This is a genomic window from Variovorax sp. YR266 (assembly GCF_900107295.1).
In the GTDB taxonomy this organism is placed as follows: domain Bacteria; phylum Pseudomonadota; class Gammaproteobacteria; order Burkholderiales; family Burkholderiaceae_C; genus Variovorax.
Genome location: NZ_FNPM01000014.1, coordinates 49,994 through 71,277 on the forward strand (window position 1 = coordinate 49,994; position 21,284 = coordinate 71,277).

20 protein-coding genes are annotated in these 21,284 nt (G+C 65.9%); 12 read left to right on the plus strand and 8 right to left on the minus strand.

Annotation, left to right across the window (positions count from 1 at the left end):
• Nucleotides 1–14 precede the first annotated feature (14 nt).
• The 6 genes from BLW48_RS28485 (at nucleotide 15) to BLW48_RS28510 (ending at nucleotide 6,062) form a co-directional block, all read left to right on the plus strand.
• A complete protein-coding gene (locus BLW48_RS28485) occupies nucleotides 15–1,091 on the plus strand; it encodes an ABC transporter ATP-binding protein (protein ID WP_093178817.1) in 1,077 nt (358 codons plus the stop codon).
• Nucleotides 1,091–1,975: an ABC transporter permease gene (locus BLW48_RS28490; protein WP_093178961.1), complete on the plus strand. Its 885-nt coding sequence runs from the start codon at nucleotides 1,091–1,093 to the stop codon at nucleotides 1,973–1,975. Before BLW48_RS28485 ends, BLW48_RS28490 begins: the two co-directional genes overlap by 1 nt.
• Nucleotides 1,968–2,822, plus strand: a complete 855-nt coding sequence (locus BLW48_RS28495; RefSeq protein ID WP_093178818.1) for an ABC transporter permease — start codon at nucleotides 1,968–1,970, stop codon at nucleotides 2,820–2,822. Before BLW48_RS28490 ends, BLW48_RS28495 begins: the two co-directional genes overlap by 8 nt.
• A 60-nt stretch (nucleotides 2,823–2,882) precedes the next feature.
• Complete coding sequence (locus tag BLW48_RS28500) at nucleotides 2,883–3,776, plus strand: glycerophosphodiester phosphodiesterase family protein (protein ID WP_093178820.1); 894 nt, start codon at nucleotides 2,883–2,885, stop codon at nucleotides 3,774–3,776.
• Complete coding sequence (locus BLW48_RS28505) at nucleotides 3,773–4,597, plus strand: inositol monophosphatase family protein (protein ID WP_218137528.1); 825 nt, start codon at nucleotides 3,773–3,775, stop codon at nucleotides 4,595–4,597. The genes BLW48_RS28500 and BLW48_RS28505 overlap by 4 nt, the downstream gene beginning before the upstream one ends.
• A 61-nt stretch (nucleotides 4,598–4,658) precedes the next feature.
• Nucleotides 4,659–6,062 (plus strand): aminotransferase-like domain-containing protein, encoded by a 1,404-nt coding sequence (locus BLW48_RS28510; RefSeq protein WP_093178821.1) that lies wholly within the window; start codon nucleotides 4,659–4,661, stop codon nucleotides 6,060–6,062.
• A gap of 30 nt (nucleotides 6,063–6,092) precedes the next feature.
• Here the strand turns inward: BLW48_RS28510 and BLW48_RS36100 are convergent, their stop codons facing one another.
• From BLW48_RS36100 to BLW48_RS28520, 3 genes are all read right to left on the minus strand, one after another.
• The gene (locus BLW48_RS36100) at nucleotides 6,093–6,158 is read right to left on the minus strand and encodes a hypothetical protein (RefSeq protein WP_371127575.1); all 66 of its coding nucleotides are present in this window, start codon (nucleotides 6,156–6,158) and stop codon (nucleotides 6,093–6,095) included.
• A 132-nt stretch (nucleotides 6,159–6,290) separates the two neighbouring features.
• Nucleotides 6,291–6,914: an IS3 family transposase gene (locus BLW48_RS35920; RefSeq protein WP_256330965.1), complete on the minus strand. Its 624-nt coding sequence runs from the start codon at nucleotides 6,912–6,914 to the stop codon at nucleotides 6,291–6,293.
• Between the two features lie 522 nt (nucleotides 6,915–7,436).
• Complete coding sequence (locus BLW48_RS28520; RefSeq protein ID WP_093178823.1) at nucleotides 7,437–7,847, minus strand: (R)-mandelonitrile lyase; 411 nt, start codon at nucleotides 7,845–7,847, stop codon at nucleotides 7,437–7,439.
• 247 nt (nucleotides 7,848–8,094) lie between these two features.
• On the opposite strand from BLW48_RS28520, the gene BLW48_RS28525 reads away from it, so the two are divergent.
• The gene (locus BLW48_RS28525; protein WP_093178824.1) at nucleotides 8,095–9,012 is read left to right on the plus strand and encodes a LysR family transcriptional regulator; all 918 of its coding nucleotides are present in this window, start codon (nucleotides 8,095–8,097) and stop codon (nucleotides 9,010–9,012) included.
• Nucleotides 9,013–9,437: 425 nt separating this feature from the next.
• Here the strand turns inward: BLW48_RS28525 and BLW48_RS28530 are convergent, their stop codons facing one another.
• Both BLW48_RS28530 and BLW48_RS28535 read right to left on the minus strand, forming a co-directional pair.
• Nucleotides 9,438–10,454: a TRAP transporter substrate-binding protein gene (locus BLW48_RS28530; RefSeq protein ID WP_093178826.1), complete on the minus strand. Its 1,017-nt coding sequence runs from the start codon at nucleotides 10,452–10,454 to the stop codon at nucleotides 9,438–9,440.
• Nucleotides 10,455–10,479: 25 nt separating this feature from the next.
• Nucleotides 10,480–11,262 (minus strand): IclR family transcriptional regulator, encoded by a 783-nt coding sequence (locus BLW48_RS28535; protein WP_093178827.1) that lies wholly within the window; start codon nucleotides 11,260–11,262, stop codon nucleotides 10,480–10,482.
• Nucleotides 11,263–11,412: 150 nt separating this feature from the next.
• Between BLW48_RS28535 and BLW48_RS28540 the strand changes: the two genes are divergently transcribed.
• The 5 genes from BLW48_RS28540 to BLW48_RS28560 are packed head-to-tail and all read left to right on the plus strand — an operon-like array spanning nucleotide 11,413 to nucleotide 16,168.
• Nucleotides 11,413–12,414 (plus strand): TRAP transporter substrate-binding protein, encoded by a 1,002-nt coding sequence (locus BLW48_RS28540; protein WP_093178829.1) that lies wholly within the window; start codon nucleotides 11,413–11,415, stop codon nucleotides 12,412–12,414.
• Between the two features lie 20 nt (nucleotides 12,415–12,434).
• Nucleotides 12,435–12,890: a type II 3-dehydroquinate dehydratase gene (locus BLW48_RS28545; protein ID WP_093178830.1), complete on the plus strand. Its 456-nt coding sequence runs from the start codon at nucleotides 12,435–12,437 to the stop codon at nucleotides 12,888–12,890.
• Nucleotides 12,887–13,450 (plus strand): TRAP transporter small permease, encoded by a 564-nt coding sequence (locus BLW48_RS28550; protein ID WP_093178832.1) that lies wholly within the window; start codon nucleotides 12,887–12,889, stop codon nucleotides 13,448–13,450. The genes BLW48_RS28545 and BLW48_RS28550 overlap by 4 nt, the downstream gene beginning before the upstream one ends.
• Nucleotides 13,447–14,727 (plus strand): TRAP transporter large permease, encoded by a 1,281-nt coding sequence (locus BLW48_RS28555; RefSeq protein ID WP_093178834.1) that lies wholly within the window; start codon nucleotides 13,447–13,449, stop codon nucleotides 14,725–14,727. The genes BLW48_RS28550 and BLW48_RS28555 overlap by 4 nt, the downstream gene beginning before the upstream one ends.
• Before the next feature lie 10 nt (nucleotides 14,728–14,737).
• The gene (locus BLW48_RS28560) at nucleotides 14,738–16,168 is read left to right on the plus strand and encodes an ELWxxDGT repeat protein (protein ID WP_093178835.1); all 1,431 of its coding nucleotides are present in this window, start codon (nucleotides 14,738–14,740) and stop codon (nucleotides 16,166–16,168) included.
• 239 nt (nucleotides 16,169–16,407) lie between these two features.
• On the opposite strand, the gene BLW48_RS35675 is transcribed toward BLW48_RS28560, so the two are convergent.
• From BLW48_RS35675 to BLW48_RS28575, 3 genes are all read right to left on the minus strand, one after another.
• On the minus strand, nucleotides 16,408–17,193 hold the full coding sequence (locus BLW48_RS35675; protein WP_256330968.1) for an alpha/beta fold hydrolase: 786 nt from the start codon (nucleotides 17,191–17,193) through the stop codon (nucleotides 16,408–16,410).
• Nucleotides 17,194–17,262: 69 nt separating this feature from the next.
• Nucleotides 17,263–19,485: an outer membrane protein assembly factor BamB family protein gene (locus BLW48_RS28570; RefSeq protein ID WP_093178837.1), complete on the minus strand. Its 2,223-nt coding sequence runs from the start codon at nucleotides 19,483–19,485 to the stop codon at nucleotides 17,263–17,265.
• A 107-nt stretch (nucleotides 19,486–19,592) separates the two neighbouring features.
• Nucleotides 19,593–20,654 carry a ThuA domain-containing protein gene (locus BLW48_RS28575; protein WP_093178838.1) on the minus strand — a complete coding sequence of 354 codons (1,062 nt, stop codon included), beginning with the start codon at nucleotides 20,652–20,654 and terminating at the stop codon, nucleotides 19,593–19,595.
• Between the last annotated feature and the right edge of the window lie 630 nt (nucleotides 20,655–21,284).

Below are 21,284 nucleotides of genomic sequence, written 5' to 3' on the forward strand. Positions count from 1 at the left end.
TGAAGCGGCAAACGATGGCCTCCCTGACACTGAGCGGCGTTCACAAATCCTACGGTTCGACCGTGGCGCTGGCGCCCACCGACTTCGAAGTGCCGCATGGCGAGTTCGTCACGCTCCTGGGGCCTTCGGGCTGCGGCAAGACGACCCTGCTGCGCATCGTGGCCGGCATTGCGAGCGCCAGCGGCGGCGAGATCCGGCTCGGCGGGCGGCGCATCGACACCTTGCCGCCCGAGCACCGTGACGTGGCCATGGTGTTCCAGACCTACGCGCTGTTTCCGCACATGAGCGTGCGCAAGAACCTGGGCTTCGGCCTGCGTATGAAGAAGATCGCGCCGGCCGAGCAGGCCAGCCGCATTGAACACGCCGTGGCCATCTGCAGGCTCGACGGCCTGCTGGACCGGATGCCGCGCCAGCTCTCGGGCGGGCAGCAGCAGCGCGTGGCGCTGGCGCGCGCGATCGTGATGCAGCCGGCGCTGTTGCTCTTCGACGAGCCCCTGTCCAACCTCGACGCCAAGCTGCGCGAAAGCCTGCGCGACGAGCTGGTCGCGCTGCACCGGCGTGTCGGCACGACCAGCCTGTACGTCACGCACGACCAGACCGAGGCGATGGCGATGTCGGACCGCATCATGGTGATGAACGCCGGGCGCATCGTCGAAAGCGGCACCCCGCTCGCGCTGTACCGCCGGCCAGTGGACGCATTCACGGCGCACTTCCTTGGGCACACGCACCTGCTGCGCCTGCCGGTCACGGGCCGCGGCAAGGACTGCAGGGTGATGCTGCCCTGGGGCGCGTCCGCCGCCATCGACGACCTGGCCGACGGTGCCGATTCCGCGCTGGTGTCGCTGCGGCCCGAGGACCTGTGGGTCGTGCCCGATGCCGAAGGCGCCGGCGAGGTCACGGCCGCGAGTTTCACGGGAGCGCAGCTGAACTACACGGTGCGCATCGCGGATCTGAGCCTGCGCGTCACCGTCACGGCCGGCGATGGCGCGACATTGCTGCCCGTGGGGCAGCGCGTGAGCGTCACTGCTGCAGAGCGCCTGCACGCTTTGAAATCCGCGGACGAGGACTCGAACCGCGGGACTCGCCCATGATGAAGAACGCATCCGCGGCGGACACGCGCGCCCGGCTGCTGGCCTGGGCCTGCCTGCTGCCCGGCGTGGTCTTTCTTGGCGCGCTGTTCGCTGGTCCGCTGCTGTGGAGCCTGGCGGGCAGCCTGGGCCTCGACCAAGGACTGGCCGGTTTCACGCTCGAGCACTATGCGCAGATCTTCACTCGCCCGGCCTTGCGCAGCGGGCTCCTGGTGTCGATCTACTACGGCGTCGCTCCGGTGCTGGTGACGCTCGTCCTCTCGATCGGCCTGGCGCTGCTGCTGCGCCGCCACTTCCGCGGGCGCGCGTGGTTCAACGGGCTGTACAAGATACCGATGGCGGTGCCGGGCATCATTGCCGCGCTGATCGTCATGACCCTGGCCGAACGCGGCGGCTTCCTCGACCGGCTGGCCGCGCCGTTCGGCCTCGCGCTGCCTCGCCTGGTGCGCGACCCCTGGGGCGTGGGCGTCATCCTGACCTCGGTCTGGAAGCAGCTGCCGTTCATGACCCTGGTGATCACCGGCGCCTTCGCCGCCATCCCGCAGGAGGTGAGCCACGCCGCGCGCACGCTGGGCGCAGGCCGCTGGCGCACGCTGCTGTGGGTGGAGCTGCCGATGGCGCTGCCCGGCATCTCGGCCGCGGTGCTGCTGACTTTCATCGGCACCATGGGCTCGTTCGCCATCCCCGATCTGGTGGGGCCGCCTTCTCCGCGTCCGCTGGCCGTGCACATGTACGCGGAGTTCGGCAGCGGCCATCTGCCGCTGGTCTACGCCATCGGCATGTTGCTCAGCGCCTTCGCGGTCGCGGTGCTGCTGGGCTACTACGCGTTGAGTGCGCGGGCTGCCCGGCTGCTGGGCGGCAGCGCCCGAAAGGACGACCATGAGTGAGGCGGCGTTGATCTCCCCGGCGCGTCGGCGCTTCGAGCCCGAAGACCGGATCTGGGTGTCGGCGGGCCTGTTCGCGGCCCTCGCATTGGCCTTGGGGCTGCCCTTGCTGCTGCTGGTGCTGTGGAGTGTGGCCGGGCGCTGGCCCGCACCGGACCTGCTGCCCAGCAGCTACACCGGCGCCCTCTGGCGGGCCGTGTTCGACGATGGCGACGTACTGGGCGCGGCGATCACCAGCACCGTCATCGCCGTGCTCGTGACCGTGCTGACCGCGATCGTGGCACTGCCCACAGCCTGGGCGATGGCCAAGTTTCCGCTGCGCTGCAGGCGCGCGGTCGAGGTGTTCGTGCTGGCGCCGGTGATCGTGCCGGGCATCGTCGTTGCCGTGGGCGTGGGGCAGGTGTTCCTCGGATGGGGCTTGACCTACACCGTGCCCGGCGTGGTGCTGGTGCAGATGGTGGGCACGCTGCCGCTGATGATCCGGCTGCTCGTGGCCAGCTTCGAGACCCTGCCCGACGAGTTGCTCCACGCCGCGCGCTCGCTCGGCGCGAGCCCGCTGCGCGCCGTGTGGCACGTGGCGCTGCCGCTGTGCACGCCGGGGCTGCTGGCCGGCGCGCTGCTGTCCTTCGTCGGCAGCTTCGAGGAGTTCGACAAGACTTTCCTCGTCGGCGCGCCGGCGGTGCAGACGCTGCCCGTGCTGCTGTACCACCACCTCGACCCGTATTCGCTGCAATTCCCGCTGGCCGCGGTGGTGGCGCTGATTCTTCTGCTGCCGGTGCTGGTCGTGTTCGTGCTGTCGGGGCGCATCCTGCGCGACGACCTGATGGCCGCGGGCATGGGCAAGGTCTGAAAGCGCGCCCGCGAGCCGCTCACTTTTCGTTCACTTCTCTTTCAACATCAATCACCCGCAATGGCTGTTTCCGCATTCTTGCCAACCGACGACTCCTGCATCTCGACCACCGCACTCATCGGCTCCTCGAACCCCCGCGTGCTCGTGGCCGCGCACCGTGGGGCTTGGCGGGAGCTCCCCGAAAACTCGATCTCCGCGCTCGACGACGCCATCGCGCAGGGCGCCGACATCATCGAACTCGACGTGCGTGCCACGCGCGACGACGTGCTGGTGCTGCTGCACGACCCGACGCTGGAACGCACCACGACCGGCAGCGGCGCCGTGGCCGCGCTCGATTTCGGCCAAGTGCGCCGGGCTCGTCTCAAACCCCGCGACGGCGGCAGCGCGCTCGTGCCGACGCACGAGCGCCTGCCCACGCTGGCGAGCGCGCTCGAAGCGGCGCGCGATCGCGTGGTGGTCAACATCGACGTCAAGGACACGCTGATGGCCGACCACGTCGCGCAGGCCGTCATTGCCGCGGGCATGGCCGACCAGGTGTTCGTCAAGGCCACGATCACCGAGCAGGCGCATGTGGACCAGGTCCGGGCCAGCCCCTTCTTCGGTCGCATCGCCTTCGTGCCGATGATGCAGGCCCGCCCCGGCCGTTTCGCCGAAGACCTGCGCTGGCTCGAGCCGCTGGGCTGCCAGATGTACGAGGTGGGCTTCGCCGACCTTGCAGATCTTGAGGCCGGCCGCGACGAACTTAGGCGCCAGGGCGCGCGCCTGTGGGTCAACACCATCGATTGCTCGCACAGTCTGGACTTCAACGACACGCATGCGCTGCAGGACGCCGATGCCGTCTGGGGCCGCCTGCTCGACGTCGGCGTGGGCGCGATCCAGACCGATGTCGTGCCGGACCTGGTGGCTTACCTGGCACGCAGCAAAGACCGTCAGGGCAGGGGGGCGGTGCGATGACCGCGGCGAGCGACCCGGGCCAAGTCCGCGCAGGGATGCCCGACGGACTGGCGCGTGCACACCGCATCGTGTCCGACGCGGCTGCATGCGCGCTCGAAGCGTTCAACGACCGCGGCAACCTGCGCATGCGCGCCAAGGGGCCTCAGGACTTCGTGTCGGCGGCCGACGAAAAGGTGGAGCAGTTGATCCGGGCGCGGCTCGCACTGGATTTCTTTGGCGATGCGGTGATCGGCGAAGAGGGCGGCGGGCGGCCCAGCGCGAATGCCACCTGGTTCATCGATCCGATCGACGGCACGAGCAACTTCCTGCGTGGCCTGCCGCTGTGGGGCGTGTCGCTCGGGCTGGTGCGTGGCGGCAAGCCGAGCATCGGCGTGATCGCCTTCCCGGCGCTGGACCTGATCGTCGGTGCCGAGGCCGGCTTCGGGCTGTTCGTCAACGGGCTTGCAGCGCAGCCACAGCGGCCGTTCGGAGATGTGCACCTGGCCTCGGTCGGCGACGCCGACCTGGACCTCGAGGACGCGCTGGCCACGACGCGCCGTCTGCGCGAGGCGGGGTGGGTGGTGGAGTCCTACCGCTGCACCACGCTTGGCTTGGCCTTCAGCGCGCTCGGCCGCCTCGACGGGCACCTGCAGCATCGCGTTCAGGCCTGGGACATTGCGGCGGGCTTGGTCTTGTGCGCCGAAGCCGGGCTCGAAGTGCATCACGGGCCGTTGGACGAGAGATCGACGTGGGTGCGCGCCGGGTTGCCGGAGATCCACAGGATCACGCAGCCAGGGTGGGGCATTGCTGGCGAATCCTCACCGACGCCGGTGAAGCGTTGAACCTGCGCGTTGCGGATTGCGAATCCATGGTTGACGGAGAAACAGGGAGAGATGAGCGCTCATGGACTTGAAGCTGTCGATAGATCGTCGCAAAGGTCGCGCGACTTCTCTGGTGACCCAGATCGTGGACGGTGTAGACGAAGCGATCAGGCAGCACCGGATACTGTCCGGCGAGAAGCTGCCGTCCGTGCGCCAACTGGCGATGCGCCTCCAGCTCAGCACGTTCACCGTTGTCCAGGCGTACCAGCGACTGGTGTCACTCGGAATGATCGCGTCGCGTCCCGGTGCCGGATTCACCGTGATAAACCAGATCACCCCGCAGCCTGCGCCCCCGTTCCCCGAGACTCCTTCCAGTCCGAACGACAATTGGTTGTCATCGGTGGTGTTCTCCGACCAGACGACATCCGTCAAGGCCGGCTGTGGCTGGCTTCCGCCCGGCTGGCTCGACGGCATTGAATTCGGCCGGGCACTGCGGTCGCTGGGCCGCACCATGGCGGGCCAGGTCGGCGGATACGGACAGCCGCAGGGCGACGCCAGCCTGCGCTCGCGCATCGCCTTCGAACTGGCGCGCTTTGGCCTGCCTGCCAATGCCCATTCGATCCTGATCACGCAAGGCGCCAGTCAGGCCTTGGATCTGGTCATTCGATCACTCTTCAAGCCCGATGACGTCGTTGCCGTCGAGGACCCTTGCTACTGCAACTTGCTCGAGCTATTGAGGCTCTCGGGCGTGCGACTGGTGTTCGTGCCCCGCACACCGGATGGCCTGGATACCGAAGCGCTCGAGGATGTGGTTCGGCGGCACCAACCGAAGGCGCTGTTCGTGAGCTCCGCCTTGCACAATCCCACGGGCTCGTCGTTCACCTTGCCGACGGCCTACAAGGTGCTCCAGATCGCCCAGCGCGCGCAGGTGCGTATCATCGAAAACGATGTGAGCCGGGGGCTGGCGCCGCCCGATGCACCGATGCTGGTCGCCATGGCGGGGCTTGGGCCGGTCGTCTACGTCGGGGGCTTCTCCAAGACGATCTCGCCGTTGCTGCGCGTAGGCTTCGTCGCGGCTGACCCGGCGACTCTGGACACTTTGACGCGTCTGAAGATGGTCACCGGCCTGACTTCCTCCGCGGTCACGGAAAAGGCGGTCCATCAGGTACTGATAGATAGCGCCTACCGCCGGCACCTGGAGCGCTTGCGTCATCGGTTGGCGGACATGCATGCGCGGATCGAGCGCAAGCTCGTCGCGGCCGGCGTGGAGCTGTTTCATCGTCCGCAGGCGGGGCTTTTCCTCTGGGGGCGTCTGCCGATCGATCCCCAGTCGGCTAAGGACGTCACGGCGCGCGCGCTGAGGCAAGGCATCTGGCTTGCCCCGGGCGCGTACTTCGGCATCTCTGACGCGGCGAGCGCTTGGTTCCGCTTCAATGTTGCTTATTGCGATACCGAGAGATTCTGGCGATTCCTCGAAATGCTGTAGTGGGGATGCGGACAAAAACTTGGACTGGTTTTATGCCGCAAGTCCAAGACTCTCTCGGTATTCGATGGGGCTGAGAGAGTCCAGTGAGATCTGGATCCGCTGTTCGTTGTATCAACGGATGGAGGAGCCCACGGCTTGTATGAACTGTTCGATGGTTGTGGACTGTCGATTGCGAGGATAGACAGCTTGGTTTTTAACCGGCCGAAGAAGCCTTCGCACGCCGCGTTATCAGGCGAGTACCCCTTGCGCGACATCGAACGAATCAGCTTCGCATCGGCGATGCGCGATAGCCATCCAGGCCGGCGATAGTAGGCACCACGATCGGAGTGAACGATGGGTCGGTCTTTGGGTATCGACCACCGTCTCGATGGCCGCATCCAGCATCGTGTTGACGAGTTCAGCGTCCGGGCGCGTACCGAGCGACCAGCTGACGACCATGCCGTCTAAGCAGTCGATCATGGGAGACAGATACGCCTTGCCGGCCGGGGTCTGGAACTCCGTGATGTCAGTGAGCCACTTCTCATGGGCGCTGCGCGCCCGGAAGTTTCGGCCGAGAAGGTTGTCTGGCGCCGGACTGATCTCTCCCAAGTATGAGCCGTACCTGCGCCGCTTCGGTTTGGCAACGACCAAGCTCTCTTGTTTCATCAGCCGCTGCACGACCTTCTCCGAGATGCTGACGCGCTGCCTGGTCAGCGAAGCCTGCAGCCGGCGGTAGCCATAGCAACGGTGATTGCGCTCGAAGATGTCGGTGAGGGTTCGACGCACCTCGGCGTACTTGTCCGCAGCATCGAGCCGGGCTCGATGATAGAAGTAGGAACTGCGTGCCAGACCCACTTCGTCGAGCAGCTCCACGAGGGTGTATGTCGTCTGACTCAGGGCATCAACCAGCAGCGTCTTCTATCGATTGGTCAGGAGTCGCCGGTCGATGTCCAGGTCTTTTTTCGGGATTTCATTCGCCTTCTTCAAGAGGCCTTTTTCGAGCTGCAATCGTCGGATGTCGCATCGAAGGGCTTCGAGCGTGCAACTCGGGGTGCAATTCGTGAGTCCAAGAACGCAGCGAATCCGGTGCCGGATAGCCCAATGCCTTGATCGAGAATGCGATGCAGCTTCCATGGTCGAGGAAATGCCTGACGGCGCCCCCTTGTGCTTCTGAGAATACTTAGGCTTCGAACGCGCATAGCCCTTTGGTAGGTCGAGCCGCCGCTCGTGCTCACGGTGCCAGCCCTTCAACGCATTCTTGGTCGGGTACCCCAATTGGCGAATGGTCGCCCTGGCGCGTTTGCCGAGCTTGATGCACCGCTCGAATCCTGTCTTCGTACGAATACATGACCTACCTCCTGGTAGTCCAAGTTTTTGTCCGCATCCCCAAATGGCTCAGCCGCAAGGCGGACCTGCGAGGTACTGCGCGTCGCCCACGTGTTCCATCCACTCGACGTTCTTGCCATCCAGTGCTTCTTGGATCGCGACGTGAGTCATGGCTGTGGTCGGCGATGCGCCGTGCCAGTGCCGATGGCCGGGCGGACACCAGATGACATCACCGGCACGGATCTCGACGATGGGCTCGCCCTCGCACTGCGTCCATCCGCAGCCGGCGGTGACGATCAGCGTTTGTCCCAGCGGATGGGTGTGCCAAGCCGTGCGCGCGCCCGGCTCGAACGTCACGCTCGCGCAGGAGGCGCGCGCGGGCGCTGGCGGGTTGTTCAGCGGGTCGATACGCACCGTCCCAGTGAACCATTCGGCTGGCCCTATTGTGGAAGGCTGCGAGCCAGCGCGTTTGAGTTCCATGATCTTGATCCTTTCGATACTCTGGGACACATCGTCACTTTTTTCTTTGGTGCCGCTAGAGCCCTATCCGCTGACGCCGGTGCGAGGGCGCGGGCGTGCATCCAATCTCCCTGACACAGCGCGAAATGCAGCGAGAGCGCCAAACCGCCCATTCATATGCCTCGGTTATCTGCAGAAAACTGTAGATGCCTCGTCACTGGGTGAGAAGATCGCTTTATCGATATACGGTGGTGCAAAAAAGTCACCAATGGCAAAAGAGAATCTCAACGACCTTCAAGCCTTCGTGGCCGTCGCCCGCGAGCGCAGTTTCACCCGTGCTGCCGCTCAACTGGGCCTGTCCCGCTCGGCGCTGAGCCATGCGATGCTGGCCTTGGAGGCCCGGCTGCGCGTGCGGCTGCTGACGCGCACCACCCGCAGCGTTTCAGTCACAGAGGCTGGCGCACGACTGTTGGAAGCAGTTGCGCCTCGACTCGATGAAATCGAACTCGAGCTGGATTCGCTCAGCGCTCTGCGTGACAAGCCGGCTGGCACGGTGCGCATCACGGCCCACGACCACGCCATCACCTCCGTGCTGTGGCCCCGAATACAGCCCTTGCTGCAGGACTACCCCGATGTTCGGGTTGAGTTCAGCGTGGACTATGCGCTCACGGATATTGCGGCGCATCGGTTCGATGCTGGCGTGCGTGTGGGAGATCGAGTGGACAAAGATATGATCGCAGTGCGCATTGCGCCGGATTTGCGCATGGCCGTAGCAGCGTCTCCCGCTTACCTGACAGGCAGGCCACTGCCCCTCGTCCCGCACGATCTCATCGACCATCGCTGCATCAACCTTCGGTTGGCTACGAATGGCGGCCTGTATGCCTGGGACTTCGAGAGAGAAGGGAAGGCGATCAGTGTCCGTGTGAGCGGCCAGACAACGTTCAACAACACGTTCCTAATGCTTCGTGCCGCGTTGGATGGGATGGGCTTCGCTTTCGTGCCCCTCGACATCATGCAGCCGCATATCGATGAAGGCCGGCTTGTGCCGGTGTTGCAGGAATGGTGGCCGTCGTTTCCTGGCTACCACCTGTATTATGCAAATCGCAGGCAGATCCCACCGGCGTTGGTTCTGGTGATCGAGGCTTTGCGATGGCGTGAAGGTCAGGAGCAGGTCTGCACAACGTGACCAGCAATGGCACGTTGGCCATGTGAGCAGCCATGAGGTGTATGGCAGCACCCGGCAAAAGTTGCTGGGCGTGTTGCCGGTGACTTCGGCGGGCATTTCGCCTGATGTCGCGGTGGGTCATTTGTCGGCGTTAGCATGGGCCTCGGGGGGCCATGGGACGTGGCCCTCGATTGATTGCCCGTGACGTTGCAGATTCCGCGATCGTGCAGCCGCGGTGATGGCGCGGCGGTCGCATCGCCTTTTGTGGCGTCCTCGGCCTATGCAGGGGTCAGCAGATCGAGTTGCTCGCTCGTCGAGGTACTGCTCGATGAGGCCGGCTCATGAAGCTGCAGCGATCGGGTGAATGCGCTTCGCACGCGACCAACAAATCTAGTGTCGCATGCATGAGAGGGAACCGCTGATGCTCAGCCTTGGCTTCCAGTCGCCTATTTCCGTACCTTCTCAATTTCTATCATCAACTCCTTGACAGTGGATTCGCCCACAGATACCGAGTACTTGTCGATCACCGGCTTGACCTTGGCGCGCAGCTTGGACATCTCCTCTGGCGGCAATTCCGACACGGTCATGCCTGCTTTTTTCAGCGCATCGAGCGCGCTGTCGGCAGCGCCGCGTGAGACCTGGCGCTGGAACACCGTCGCCTCGGCCGAGGCTTCGGCGAGGATCTTCTTCTCCTCGGCGCTCATGCCATCCCATGTCTTCTTGCTGACCAGCAGCGCCTGTGGGTTGTAGATGTGCCGAGTCTGGGTGATGTGCTTTTGCACCTCGGCGAACTTGGACGACAGGATGGTGGTGTTCGGATTCTCCTGCCCATCCACCGCCTTCTGCTCGAGAGCTGAATACAGCTCCGGGAACGGCAGCGGCGTGGCATTGGCGCCCAGCGCGCCGAACATGTCGATGTAGATCGGCGACTGGATCACGCGGATCTTCAGGCCCGCGACGTCGTCCGCCTTCACGATCGGGCGCTTGCTGTTGGTGAGATTGCGAAAACCCAGGTCCCAGTATCCCAGCCCGTGCAGGCCCTTGTCCTCCAGCTTGGCCATCAGCTTCTGACCGAAGGGACCGTCAGTGACCGCGTCGGCCTCCTTGCCGCTGTTGAACAGGAACGGAAAGTCGTAGGCCGCGAACTCCTTCACCTGCGCCGAGAGGATGCCCGCGTTCAGCACCGTGAGCTCGACCGTTCCTCCCTGCAGCGCCGACACGGTCTGCAGGTCACCGCCGAGCACGCCACCCGCGAACAGCTTGACGGCAATCTTGCCGCCTGACTTGGCGGCGACCAGATCGGCGAACTTCTGCGCGCCTTGTGCCTGGGGGTGACCGGCCTGGTTCTGGAACGCGAACTTGAGCGTGCGCTCCTTGACCTGTGCGACCGCACCTGGAGCGGCAAGGACAGCCGTGGCGGCCACAGCGGCCAGCAACAGCTTGCGAATCGGATTCTTCTTCATGGCAGTTGTCTCCTGGTGATGTAAGTCAGGCTCTCTTTTTGAACAGCGCCGAACCGCCGCTGGCGCGTGCGACCTCCTCGGCCGCACCGATCAGTGCCGGCCCCAGTGCCTCCATCCGCTGCGGCGTCAGCCTGACCGCGGGCCCCGCGATCGTGACCACGCCGATCACCGCGCCGTTGACGGAGAAGACGGGGGCGGCCATGGCGGTCATTCCCGGTGCAAAGACCTCGTTGATCATGCTGAACCCACGTTGGCGAGCCGCCTTCACGTAGGCCATCACCGCCTTGAGCGTGGTGGGTGCCTTCGGGCCGAAGTCCTCCGGCTTGCCCAGCCCCTTTTTGGCCACCAGGGCCATCGCATCGTCCTCGCTCATCGTCGAGAGCCAGGCATGTCCCGCGGCGCTGCACGACAGCATGACCGACAGGCCCATGTCCGGGTCGTAGCGCAGCCCGTGGGTGGCCCCTTGCGCCTTGGCCACGAAAGTCAGGTCTTCGCCGTCGACCACCGCCAGGCGCACCAGCTCGCCCGAGGCAGCGGCAAGCTGGTCCAGCAGCGGCTGGGCCACATCCACGATGCCCGAATTGCTCAGGAACGACAGGCCCACGGAGACGAGCTTGATGGTCAGCACATAGTGGCCGTCGGCCAGGTTCTGCCGCACGTAGCCACAGCGAATCAGCTCCGTCAGCAGTCGGTGCGATGCGCTCAGGGGGATCTTCAGTTCACTGGCCACCGTGGACAGTGCAACGCCCTGCGGGTGTTCCGCCAGGTATTCCAACACTTTGAAGCTGCGTCCCAGCATCTCGCTCATTTCATGTCTCCCGGTTCAACCGCGGCCGCTCGTCTTCCGCGACGTTGTCACTCTATCAGATCGCGGGAAGGGATTTCCATAATGGAAAGATTTTCCGCAAAACTCAAAATCGCCGCAATCAGTCCTTTCTGCCTTCCTCTGGAGACCTCAGTGAAACTTCTTCGTACGCTTGCCGCCGCCGGCCTGTGCATCGGCCTTGTCGCCCCGACCTGGGCCCAGCAGGAACGGGTGATCCGCTTCGGCCATCTCAACAATGCGGACCATCCGGTGAGCTTCGGCGTGAAGCGCTTCGCCGAACTGCTCGCGGCCAAGAGCAGCGGCAAGATGAAGGTGCAGGAGTTCCCGGCCTCCCAGCTCGGCAACGAGATGCAGCAGCAGTCCGCACTGCAAGGCGGGGTGCAGCAGATGTCGGCGCCGGCCACCACGTCGCTCGCGGGCATCGTCAAGGAGTTCGGCCTCGTCGACTTTCCCTTCTCCGTCAGCAGCTTCGCCCAGGCCGACGCCCTGCTCGACGGCCCCCTGGGCCAGGCCCTCATCGCCAAGCTGCCCGACAAAGGCCTCGTGGCCCTCGGCTACTGGGACCTGGGGTTTCGCAACGTCACCAACAGCAAGCGCCCCATCGGCAAGCCCGAGGACCTCGAGGGCCTGAAGATCCGCGTCATCCCCAACCCCGTGTTCCTGGAAACCTTCAAGGCCTTCAAGGCCAACCCGGTGCCGATGCCGTTCGCCGAGCTCTACGGCGCCCTCGAATCCAAGGCGGTCGACGGCCAGGAGAACCCGTATTCGGTGATCCTGTCGAACAAGTTCTTCGAGGTGCAGAAGTTCGTCAGCGCGACGAACCACGTGTACGCCGCCAACATCGTGCTCGTCAGCAAGAAATTCTGGGACTCACTGTCCCCCGCCGAGCAGAAGATGATGCACGAGGCCGCCGACGAGGCGCGCGGCTATCAGCGCCAAGTCAGCCGCGCGGCGGCCCAGAAGGCCGTCGGTGAACTGCAGGCCAAGGGGGCCCAGTTCAACGAGGTGAGCGCAGCCGAGCAGGTGCGCATGCGCGAGATCGCCAAGCCCGCGATCGACAAGTTCGCGGCGCAGTACGACCCCGCCATCGTCAAACTCTACAGCGACGAACTCGCCCGCATCCGCAAGCAATGACCGCGTCCCGAGATATCCCCATGAAGATCCTCGTCCTCCACGGCCCCAACCTGAACCTGTTCGGACGCCGCGAACCCCACATCTACGGCAGGACCACGCTCGCCGAGATCAATGCCCGGCTGCAGGCGCTGGCCGGCGAACTCGGCGTGGCGCTGGAGACCCTCCAGTCGAACCATGAAGGTGCACTGATCGACTTCCTTCATGCGCACATCGACGACGCGCAGGGCGCGCTGGTCAATCCCGCCGGGCTCACGCAGCACGGTGTGCCGCTGCACGACGCGATCAAGGCCATGCCGTTTCCGACCATCGAGGTACACATGTCCAACATCGCCGCGCGTGAAACATGGCGCGCCCACTCGATCATCTCGCCGGCGGTCAAGGGCACGATCCAGGGGCTGGGCCCGCAGTCGTACCTGGCCGCCCTGCGCGCGCTGGTGGAGATGCACAGGCAGACCGAAGCGCAGGCCGCCGCATGAGCCACTGGATCGACCGGTGCTGCCGCGGCATCGAGGCACTGATCGCGGCCGCGCTCGCGGTGATGGTCGTACTCGTTTTCGGCAACGTCGTGCTGCGCTACGGCTTCAACTCCGGCATCACCGTGTCTGAGGAAGTCTCGCGCTGGCTCTTCATCTGGATGACCTTTCTGGGCGCCGTGGTCGCCCTGAAGGAGCACGGGCATCTGGGCGTGGACATGGTGGTGCAGAAGCTGCCGCCACTGGGCAAGAAGGTCTGCCTGGCCGTCGGGCACGTCGTCATGCTCTACATCGTCTGGCTGCTCTTCCAGGGCAGCGTCGCGCAGGCACGCATCAACTGGGACGTGACCGCGCCCGTCACCGGCGCATCGATGGCCATCGTCTATGCCTCGGGCGTGGTCTTCTCGGTGCTCGCCGGCCTGATCCTCGCGCTCGACCTGCTGCGCCTGCTGACCGGGCGCATCGCCGAGAGCGAGCTCGTGATGGTCCAGGAGTCGGAGGAAGCCGTGCAGCTCCAGCAGATCCTCGGCGCGAAGGACGACGCGCAGGGAGTACGCCGATGACCATCCTCGTCTTCGTGGGCACCCTGCTGCTGGCCATGGCGATGGGCATTCCCATCGCGTTCTCGCTGCTCGCCAGCGGCGTGGCGCTGATGTGGCACCTCGACCTGTTCGACGCACAGATCCTGGCGCAGAACGTGATCGGCGGCGCCGACAGCTTCCCGCTGCTGGCCGTCCCCTTCTTCATGCTCGCCGGCGAGATCATGAACGTGGGCGGCCTGTCCAAGCGCATCGTCGACTTTGCGCTCGCGCTGGTCGGCCACGTGAAGGGCGGCCTGGGCTACGTGACCATCATGGCCGGCTGCCTGCTTTCGGCGCTCTCCGGCTCGGCCGTGGCCGACGCCGCCGCGCTCACCGCGCTGCTGCTGCCGATGATGGTGAGCGCGGGGCACGACAAGGCACGTGCAGGCGGTCTCATCGCGGCCACCGGCGTGATCGGCCCGGTGATCCCCCCGAGCATCGGCCTCGTGATCTTCGGCGTGGCCGCCAACGTGTCAATCTCCAAGCTGTTCCTCGCGGCGATCGTTCCCGGCCTGCTCATCGGCGGCGCCCTGTGGATCACCTGGGCATGGCTCGTGCGGCGCGAGAAGATCGTTCCGCCGCCGCGCAAGTCCTCGGCCGAGATCGTTTCGGCCTTCCGCAAGGCACTGTGGGCGCTCATGCTGCCCGTGATCATCCTCGTGGGCCTGCGCATGGGCGTGTTCACGCCGACCGAAGCGGCCGTGGTGGCTGCCGCCTACGCGCTTTTCGTGTCGACGGTGGTGTACCGGGAAATCACGTGGAAGGATCTCTACGGCATCTTCGTGAGCGCGGCCAAGACCAGCGCCATCGTGATGTTCCTGATCGCCGCGGCCATGGTGAGCGCCTGGCTCATCACCGTGGCCGACCTGCCATCAAAGGTCGTCGGCCTGCTGCAGCCCTTCATGGGCAACCCGGTCCTGCTGATGGCAGCGATCATGGTGCTCGTCATGGTCGTGGGCACGGCGATGGACATGACGCCGACCATCCTGATCCTCACGCCGGTGCTGATGCCGATCGTCAAGGCCGCCGGGATCGATCCCGTGTACTTCGGCGTGCTGTTCATCATCAACAACTCGATCGGACTGGTCACCCCGCCGGTGGGCACGGTACTGAACGTGGTGGCCGGCGTCGGGAAGATCTCGATGGACGATGTCACGCGCGGCGTGGTGCCCTTCATGATCGCCGAGTTCGCGATCCTGTTCGTGATGGTCGCGTTCCCGCAGTTGGTCATCGCGCCCGCGCGATGGTTCGGGGGCTGAGGCGGTGGCGATGTCCAGCTCTCCCGGCCCGCGGTGGCGTGGCCGCGTCGGCCTCTGGGTGCTCGCGCTCCTGACACAGTTGCCGGCGGCTGCGCAGGATCCCGAGCGCGAGGTGCTGCCCGAGCAGCGCCAGGCGCTGGCTTTCGTCTCGCCCACGGGCCTGACCCCGCTGGGCGTCAAGCTGATCTTCAGCGCCTTCCACGTCGAAACCGGCCAGGAGCTGTGGGTCACGGACGGCACCCGTGCCGGCACAGCGATGCTGAAGGACATCCGCCCGGGCTTCCGGGGCGCCTTCCCCGCCGGCCAGACGGCGTTCAAGGGCCACGTCTATACCGCGGCCACCGATGGCGTGCACGGCATCGAGCTCTGGCGCACCGACGGCACCGCCGCGGGAACCTCCCTCGTGGTCGACCTGCAGCCGGGCGAGGAAGGCGCGCTGCCGAGCGAGCTGACGGTGTTTCGCGATGCGCTGTACTTCACGGCCAATGACGGGCGTTCGGGATTCCAGTTGTGGAAGACATCGGGCACCGCGCCCACCACGGTGCGCGTGTCCTCGATCGATGCCGGCCCGCGCGCGGTGGCACGCCAGCTCACGGTGGCCGGGCAGCGTCTGTTCTTCACCGCGACCACGCGCGAGCACGGTCACGAACTCTGGGTCAGCGAAGGCACGCCCGAAAGCACGCGCATGGTGAAGGACATCCGGGCCGGCCCCGAGGACGCTGGCATCCAGAACCTGACGGCGGCAGGTGATGATCTCTACTTCACCGCCCACGACGGCGTGCACGGCATCGAGCTGTGGAAGAGCGACGGCACCGCGCGCGGCACGCGCATGGTGAAGGACCTCCGGCCAGGCGCCGAACCCTCCCTACCGATACACCTGACCGCACTTGGTCGCGCCCTGTACTTCGCGGCCGACGACGGCGTGCATGGCCTGGAGCTCTGGAAGACCGATGGCACCGAGGGCGGGACGACGCTGGTGAAGGACATCCGCCCGGGGCCGTCCGGCGCCATCTCGAGTCCGATCACGACCATGGGCGAGCGGCTCTACTTCGCCGCGACCGACGGCGCCTCGGGCGCGGAACTGTGGCGCAGCGACGGGACGGCGGCAGGGACCGTGCGGGTCAAGGACATCGCACCGGGTGCGGACAACGGGTCGCCCGCACGCTTCTCGGTCATCGGTTCCCGCCTCTGGTTCTCCGCCAACGGCGGCAGCGCCAGCGGCGTCGAACCCTGGACCAGCGACGGCACGCCGGCGGGCACGCACGCCGTGGCGGACATCGCGCCGGGCACGCGCCATGCGATGCCGCAGGGCTTTCGCCGCCTGGGCAGTTCGGTGCTCTTCGTTGCCGACGATGGCAACGGCAACGAACGCCTGTGGGCGCACCGCCAGGACGGCCGGGTGGTCCTGATGGGTGACCCGCTCAGGCAGCGCCTGCGCTGATCCGCGTAGTCGTGCTACGCCATGTCGCATGGCTGCCGCGAGGGCCGGGTGCGTGGGGTCGTGGCCGGCGCCCAGCACCCACTGCAGGATGGCCCGTCCCTGCAATGCAAGCGTCAGAGCCTGGGCCCCCTGCGGCGGGCACAGGAGGTCCTGCGTGCCATGCACGATCAGCGTGGGCGACGTGGGCAGTGCGGCGCAGCGCTGAAGGAGCGTGAGCCCGCGCAGCCAGCATCCGTGTTTCAGGCAGTGACTCTGCACGCGGTAGCGCGACACCAGCCGCTGCAGCGTCGCGTCGTCGAGCGACGGTGCGGACTGTCCCGTGGCCATGCGTTTTTCCCCCCGGACCATAGCCTTGCGATCCGGCACTGCTGCTGCGGGGTTCTATCCGTGAAGACCTCCGCGATCACGGCCGTGATCGGACACTGCCGCCGCCGAGCCTCGTTCCACAGGAGGCGCCATTCGGGGTTCCCGTGGCGCACGGCCTGCGCGAAGAGATCGTGGATGTCGCAGGCACGCGCAAGGAACACGTTCCTGAGCAGCAGGCCCGCGACGGCGTCAGGCTGGCCCAGCGCATGCGCCAAGGCCAGCGTGGCACCCCAGGAGCGGCCCACCACCAGCCACCGAGCGATCCGGAGGTGATCGCGCAGGCGCCGCAGATCATCCAGCAAATCGGCGAGCGTGTTGGCCGTGATCGTGCTCGCCGGCGTGCTGCGTCCGGACTCGCGCTGGTCAGGACAGATGATGCGGTAGCGCGCCGGATCGAATCCGCGGCGCAACAAGGGTGAACTGCCCGAGCCCGGTCCGCCGTGGAGCACCAGCGCCGGCAGGCCCGCCGGGCCTCCATGCTCCTGCATGACATGTCCGCCGCCCAGCGGCAGCCAGTGGATGATTGGCCAAGGACCGGCTGTCACGTGCGGGTCCGGTCGGCCCTGCGCTTGTGCATTGGCGTCTGTGCGGAAGATCAGGTCGCCCGATCGCCGGGCGCCTGGCACGAAACGGATTGGCGCACCGCCGATGTCGCGCATGTCCGCCCGCGGCCGCGACCATGGGCTCGACCTCCGTGTGCCGCAGTGGTTGAGGGTTGAGGGACGGGATCAATACACGACGATCTTGCCCGTCGGGCGCGGGCTATGGCAGTCGTTGTAGAAGTATTCGCCCGGCGTGTCAAAGGTATGGTTCGCGGACTGGCCCGGAGCCAGCCTGAAATCGAACCTGCCTTCGAAGAACTGCGTGGCGCAGTGCGTGTTCGCATTGGTTCCCGGGTTGGTGAAGGTCACGGTGGTGTTCGCCGGCACGCGCATGAAGGTCGGCGTCATGGCATTCACGGCCGTCGATTCGGTGGCGCCCGGCTCGTTCGCGGCGGTCTGCACGCGCGCCAGGAACACGGTGTTCGGCGTCGGCAATGCCGCACCTTCCACCGCCGAACCCGACACCGGCCGGCGCACGACGGGCGGCACCGGTGTGGGCGCGGGCGCGACGGAGCCGCCGACCTTGAAGGCCCACAGGCGGTCGCCGCGCGGTGCCGAATCGCCGTACGGAATGCCCGTGCCGCCCGAGAACACCGCGATGTACTGCTCGCCATCGATCTCGTAGGAAACCGGACTGGCACTGATCGCGGCACCGGTCTGGAAGCGCCACAGCTCGCTGCCGTCATGCGCATCCAGGGCCAGCAGGTTGCCATCGGGCTGCCCGATGAACAGCAGGTCGGAGGCCGTGCTCAAGATGCCGTTGCCGTGCGCCAGCGAATACGGCATCTGCTTCTTCCACTTCACGAGGTTGGTGCTCGGATCGACCGCTACGACCGCGCCGGTCATGTAGGTGCCCGGTGGGCGCAGTCCGTTGCTCGCCTCGGTCAGCGAGTGAGCCGCCGACACGTAGCCCATGCCCGTGTAGACCAGGCCTGTGCGCTGGCTGAAGGACTGGTGGTTCCAGTTGGCGCCGCCGCCGTGTCCCGGGATGGAGAGGATCGGCACGTCCCAGTGCGCGTCGTAGAGGCAGCCTTTCACGTAGTTCGGGACCGCGCGGTTGGGGTCGCCGGGGATCGCCGTGCCCAGCGGCTGGTCCACGATGCAGGTCTCGGTCCAGGCGCCCTGGCGCGGGAAGGGCTGGGTGGGCCAACTGGCCTGGCGGGCGTCCTGCTTCATGGGCACTTCGTCGATGCCCAGCGGCGCGCTGCCATCCTTGCGATCGAGGATGTAGTACATGCCCGTCTTGCTGCCGTAGATCACGACCTTGCGGTCTTTCCCGTCGATCTTCACGTCCGCGAGCACGGGGGACATCACGTTGTCCATGTCCCAGATGTCGTGGTGCACGGACTGGAAGTGCCACTTGTACTCGCCGGTCTTGAGGTCGAGTGCGACGATCGAATTGGCGAAGAGATTCAGGCCTGGGCGCGTGGAGCCGTTCTGCGACGAACCGCCGCGCACGTTGCCGAAGGTCCAGTAGACCAGGCCCAATTCCGGATCCACCGCGGGATGGATCCATGGTGTCGCGCCGGTGCGTTCGGATTCAGCGGCACCGCCCCAGGTGTCGTAGCCGATCTCACCGGCGCGCGGCACACCCCAGAACGAGGTCAGCACCTTGCCCGTCAACGCATCGGCGGAGAACGCAGCGCCGCGGTTGCCGTCGTTGGTTCCGAGGTAGAGACGCTTGTCGTGATAGACGAGCGCTACTTTCTGCAGCGCGCCCTGGTACTCGGGATCGGTGGTGCTGCTTGGGTACTGCTTGATCCAGGCGATGGCGCCGGTGTCCGTCCTGAGCGCCACCAGGCGGTTGCCGGTGGCGACGGTGAACACCAGGCCCAGGTCCTTCGCGACAGCCACCCCGCGGCGGGTGATGGCGCCGTAGGGCGTGGTCCACTTCCATTTCGTGAGGCCGGTCTTGCCGTCCACCGCGATCACGTTGCCCAGCGCGGACTCGATGTAGAGCACGCCGTCGACGACCACTGTCGTGCTCTGGTTGGTGCCGGTGGTCATGCCGCCCTCGATCTGGTTGACCCAGGCGCCGCCCAGCTGGCCGACCAGGCCCTTGTTGATCTTGCGCAGGCTGGAGTAGTTCTGGTTGCCCAGATTGCCGCCCACCTTGGGGAAGTCCTTGTCGCCGGCCGTGCAGCAGTCGGACAGGTCGGCCGCGGGCGCGGCGGCCGCCGGTGGCGATGCAGGCGGTGGCGCGCTCGACGCCGGCGGTGGCGCGGGAGCCGGCGTGATCGGCAGCACGGGCGTACCGCCGCCGCTCGAGCCGCCGCAAGCGCTGATCAACAAGGGGGATGCGAGCACGCCGCAGGAAACCAGCAGCGTGACCAATGATCTCTGTTTCATGGATGTCTCTACCTGGTGAAGTTGGGAAACGGATGCGCGCGAGGCCGCACGCACCGCAGGCTGGGCGCGGTGCGCGAAGCCGGCCTCGGCAGCCAATTGCTCGGTCGCTATTCGGTGCAGAAGGGCGTGAGACCCATGGCCGACTTGACGCCCTGGACCACGAGCTTCTGGAACTCGATGGCCCCCACGCCCGAGAGGTCCGCGGTGAAGGAGTGGGCGTTGTGCCCGAGGGTCGTGAGCCATGCCCGGCCACCGTCGTAGTACTGGCACCAGGCGACCGGATGGAAGTCCGCATGGCCCGGATGCGGCGCCGCCGTCAGCGGCTTCAGTGTCGAGGTGTCGACCTTCGCCAGGAACTTCACCTTCGTGGGGAAGGGCATGAGGTTGTACCACTCGTCCTGGAAGGAAAAGCGCTTGGGCACGTCCTTCGTCGACGGGTCATCCGAGACGATCTCGACATCACCGGCGCGATTCGGCCCGTGGTTGTAGAAGTTCGCGTTGCCGAGCAGGCCTTCGTAGTAGGGCCAGTTGTACTCCGCGCCGAAAGCGTTGTGCAGGCCGACGAAGCCGCCGCCGCGGCGCATGTAGTTGCGCAGCGCGGTGCGCGCGGCGTCCTGGCTCGTGCTGACCGCGCCGTTCCACAGCGTGTCGCGGTTCGAGCTCGCGAAAATGATCGCCTTGTAGTTGTTGATGCGGCTGCTGAGGACCGCGACGTCCTCCGTCCAGTCGACCGTGATGCCTTCGGCCGACAGCATGCGAACCAGGCCCGCCTGCATCACGTTGTCCGGATTCATCACTGGGTTCAAACCAGCGGCCATCGGCGTGCCCAGCACGGCATGACGCGGCCCCGCGGTGCGCGAATAGACCAGCACCCGATCCGGCGTCGAAGCGAAGGCCCCCCAGTCGTTGTAGCACTTGGGATTCGTTCCCCTGCAGACGTTGTAGTAGGCGTCGAAGCTGTCGTCGGGGGCTTCGGCCACCGGGTCCGTTGGCTGAACCGGTGTCTCGCCCGCAGGCTCGGTCGGATTGCTCGGTGCCGCCGGCGCCACGGGAAGGGCCGTGAGCGGCACCCCTCCACCACCTCCGCTTCCTCCTCCGCATGCAGTCACGGCCAGCGTCACGGCCGCCGCCAAGGCGAGCCTGAGAGTCAATGATTTGGCAAATTCCAAGGGAGTCTCCTCGTTCTGATCGATGACGCAGAGTGCGAGCGCTCTGCCGATGCTGGCCGGCCGTTCCGCCGCGGCGGGGCTGACCCGGGGTGATCATAGGAAATATATGGAAATTATTTCCATAATGGAAATCCCTTCCTATTTATGCCGTGGCCGATGCCAGTTGGCTGCACGATCACTGAGACTCGAATTCGAGTGGATGACCACGAGAAGGTCCTCCTTGTGCAAGCACGACCGGGCCATACCGAGCTCGAGTCGAATCCGGTCGAGAGGCACGGATACGCTGCATGCTGACGACCGATCGAATCGAGCCGGTTCGGCCCATGGCGAAACGGCCGCCTTTATGGGACGCGCGACGACACATGGGAACGGTCGTCGCTGCAGGGGGTTGCCTGCTTGGCGCGCATGCTGGCAGCTCAGCAAGCGATTGCCTCGAAAAATGAGCGGCTGAATTCCAATTCGGGTGCTGGTCGAGAGGACGCACGTTCGCAAAAATTGCAGCGAGTTGTCTCTCTGCCGCGCACACCGCTTTGTTCTCTCGTCTTCATTGCCGATCCCTCATTCCCTGTGCGCCAGCAGCGCGAAGCCAGGGGACCGGGCATATCGGCGAGACTGCGTATACCCAGAACG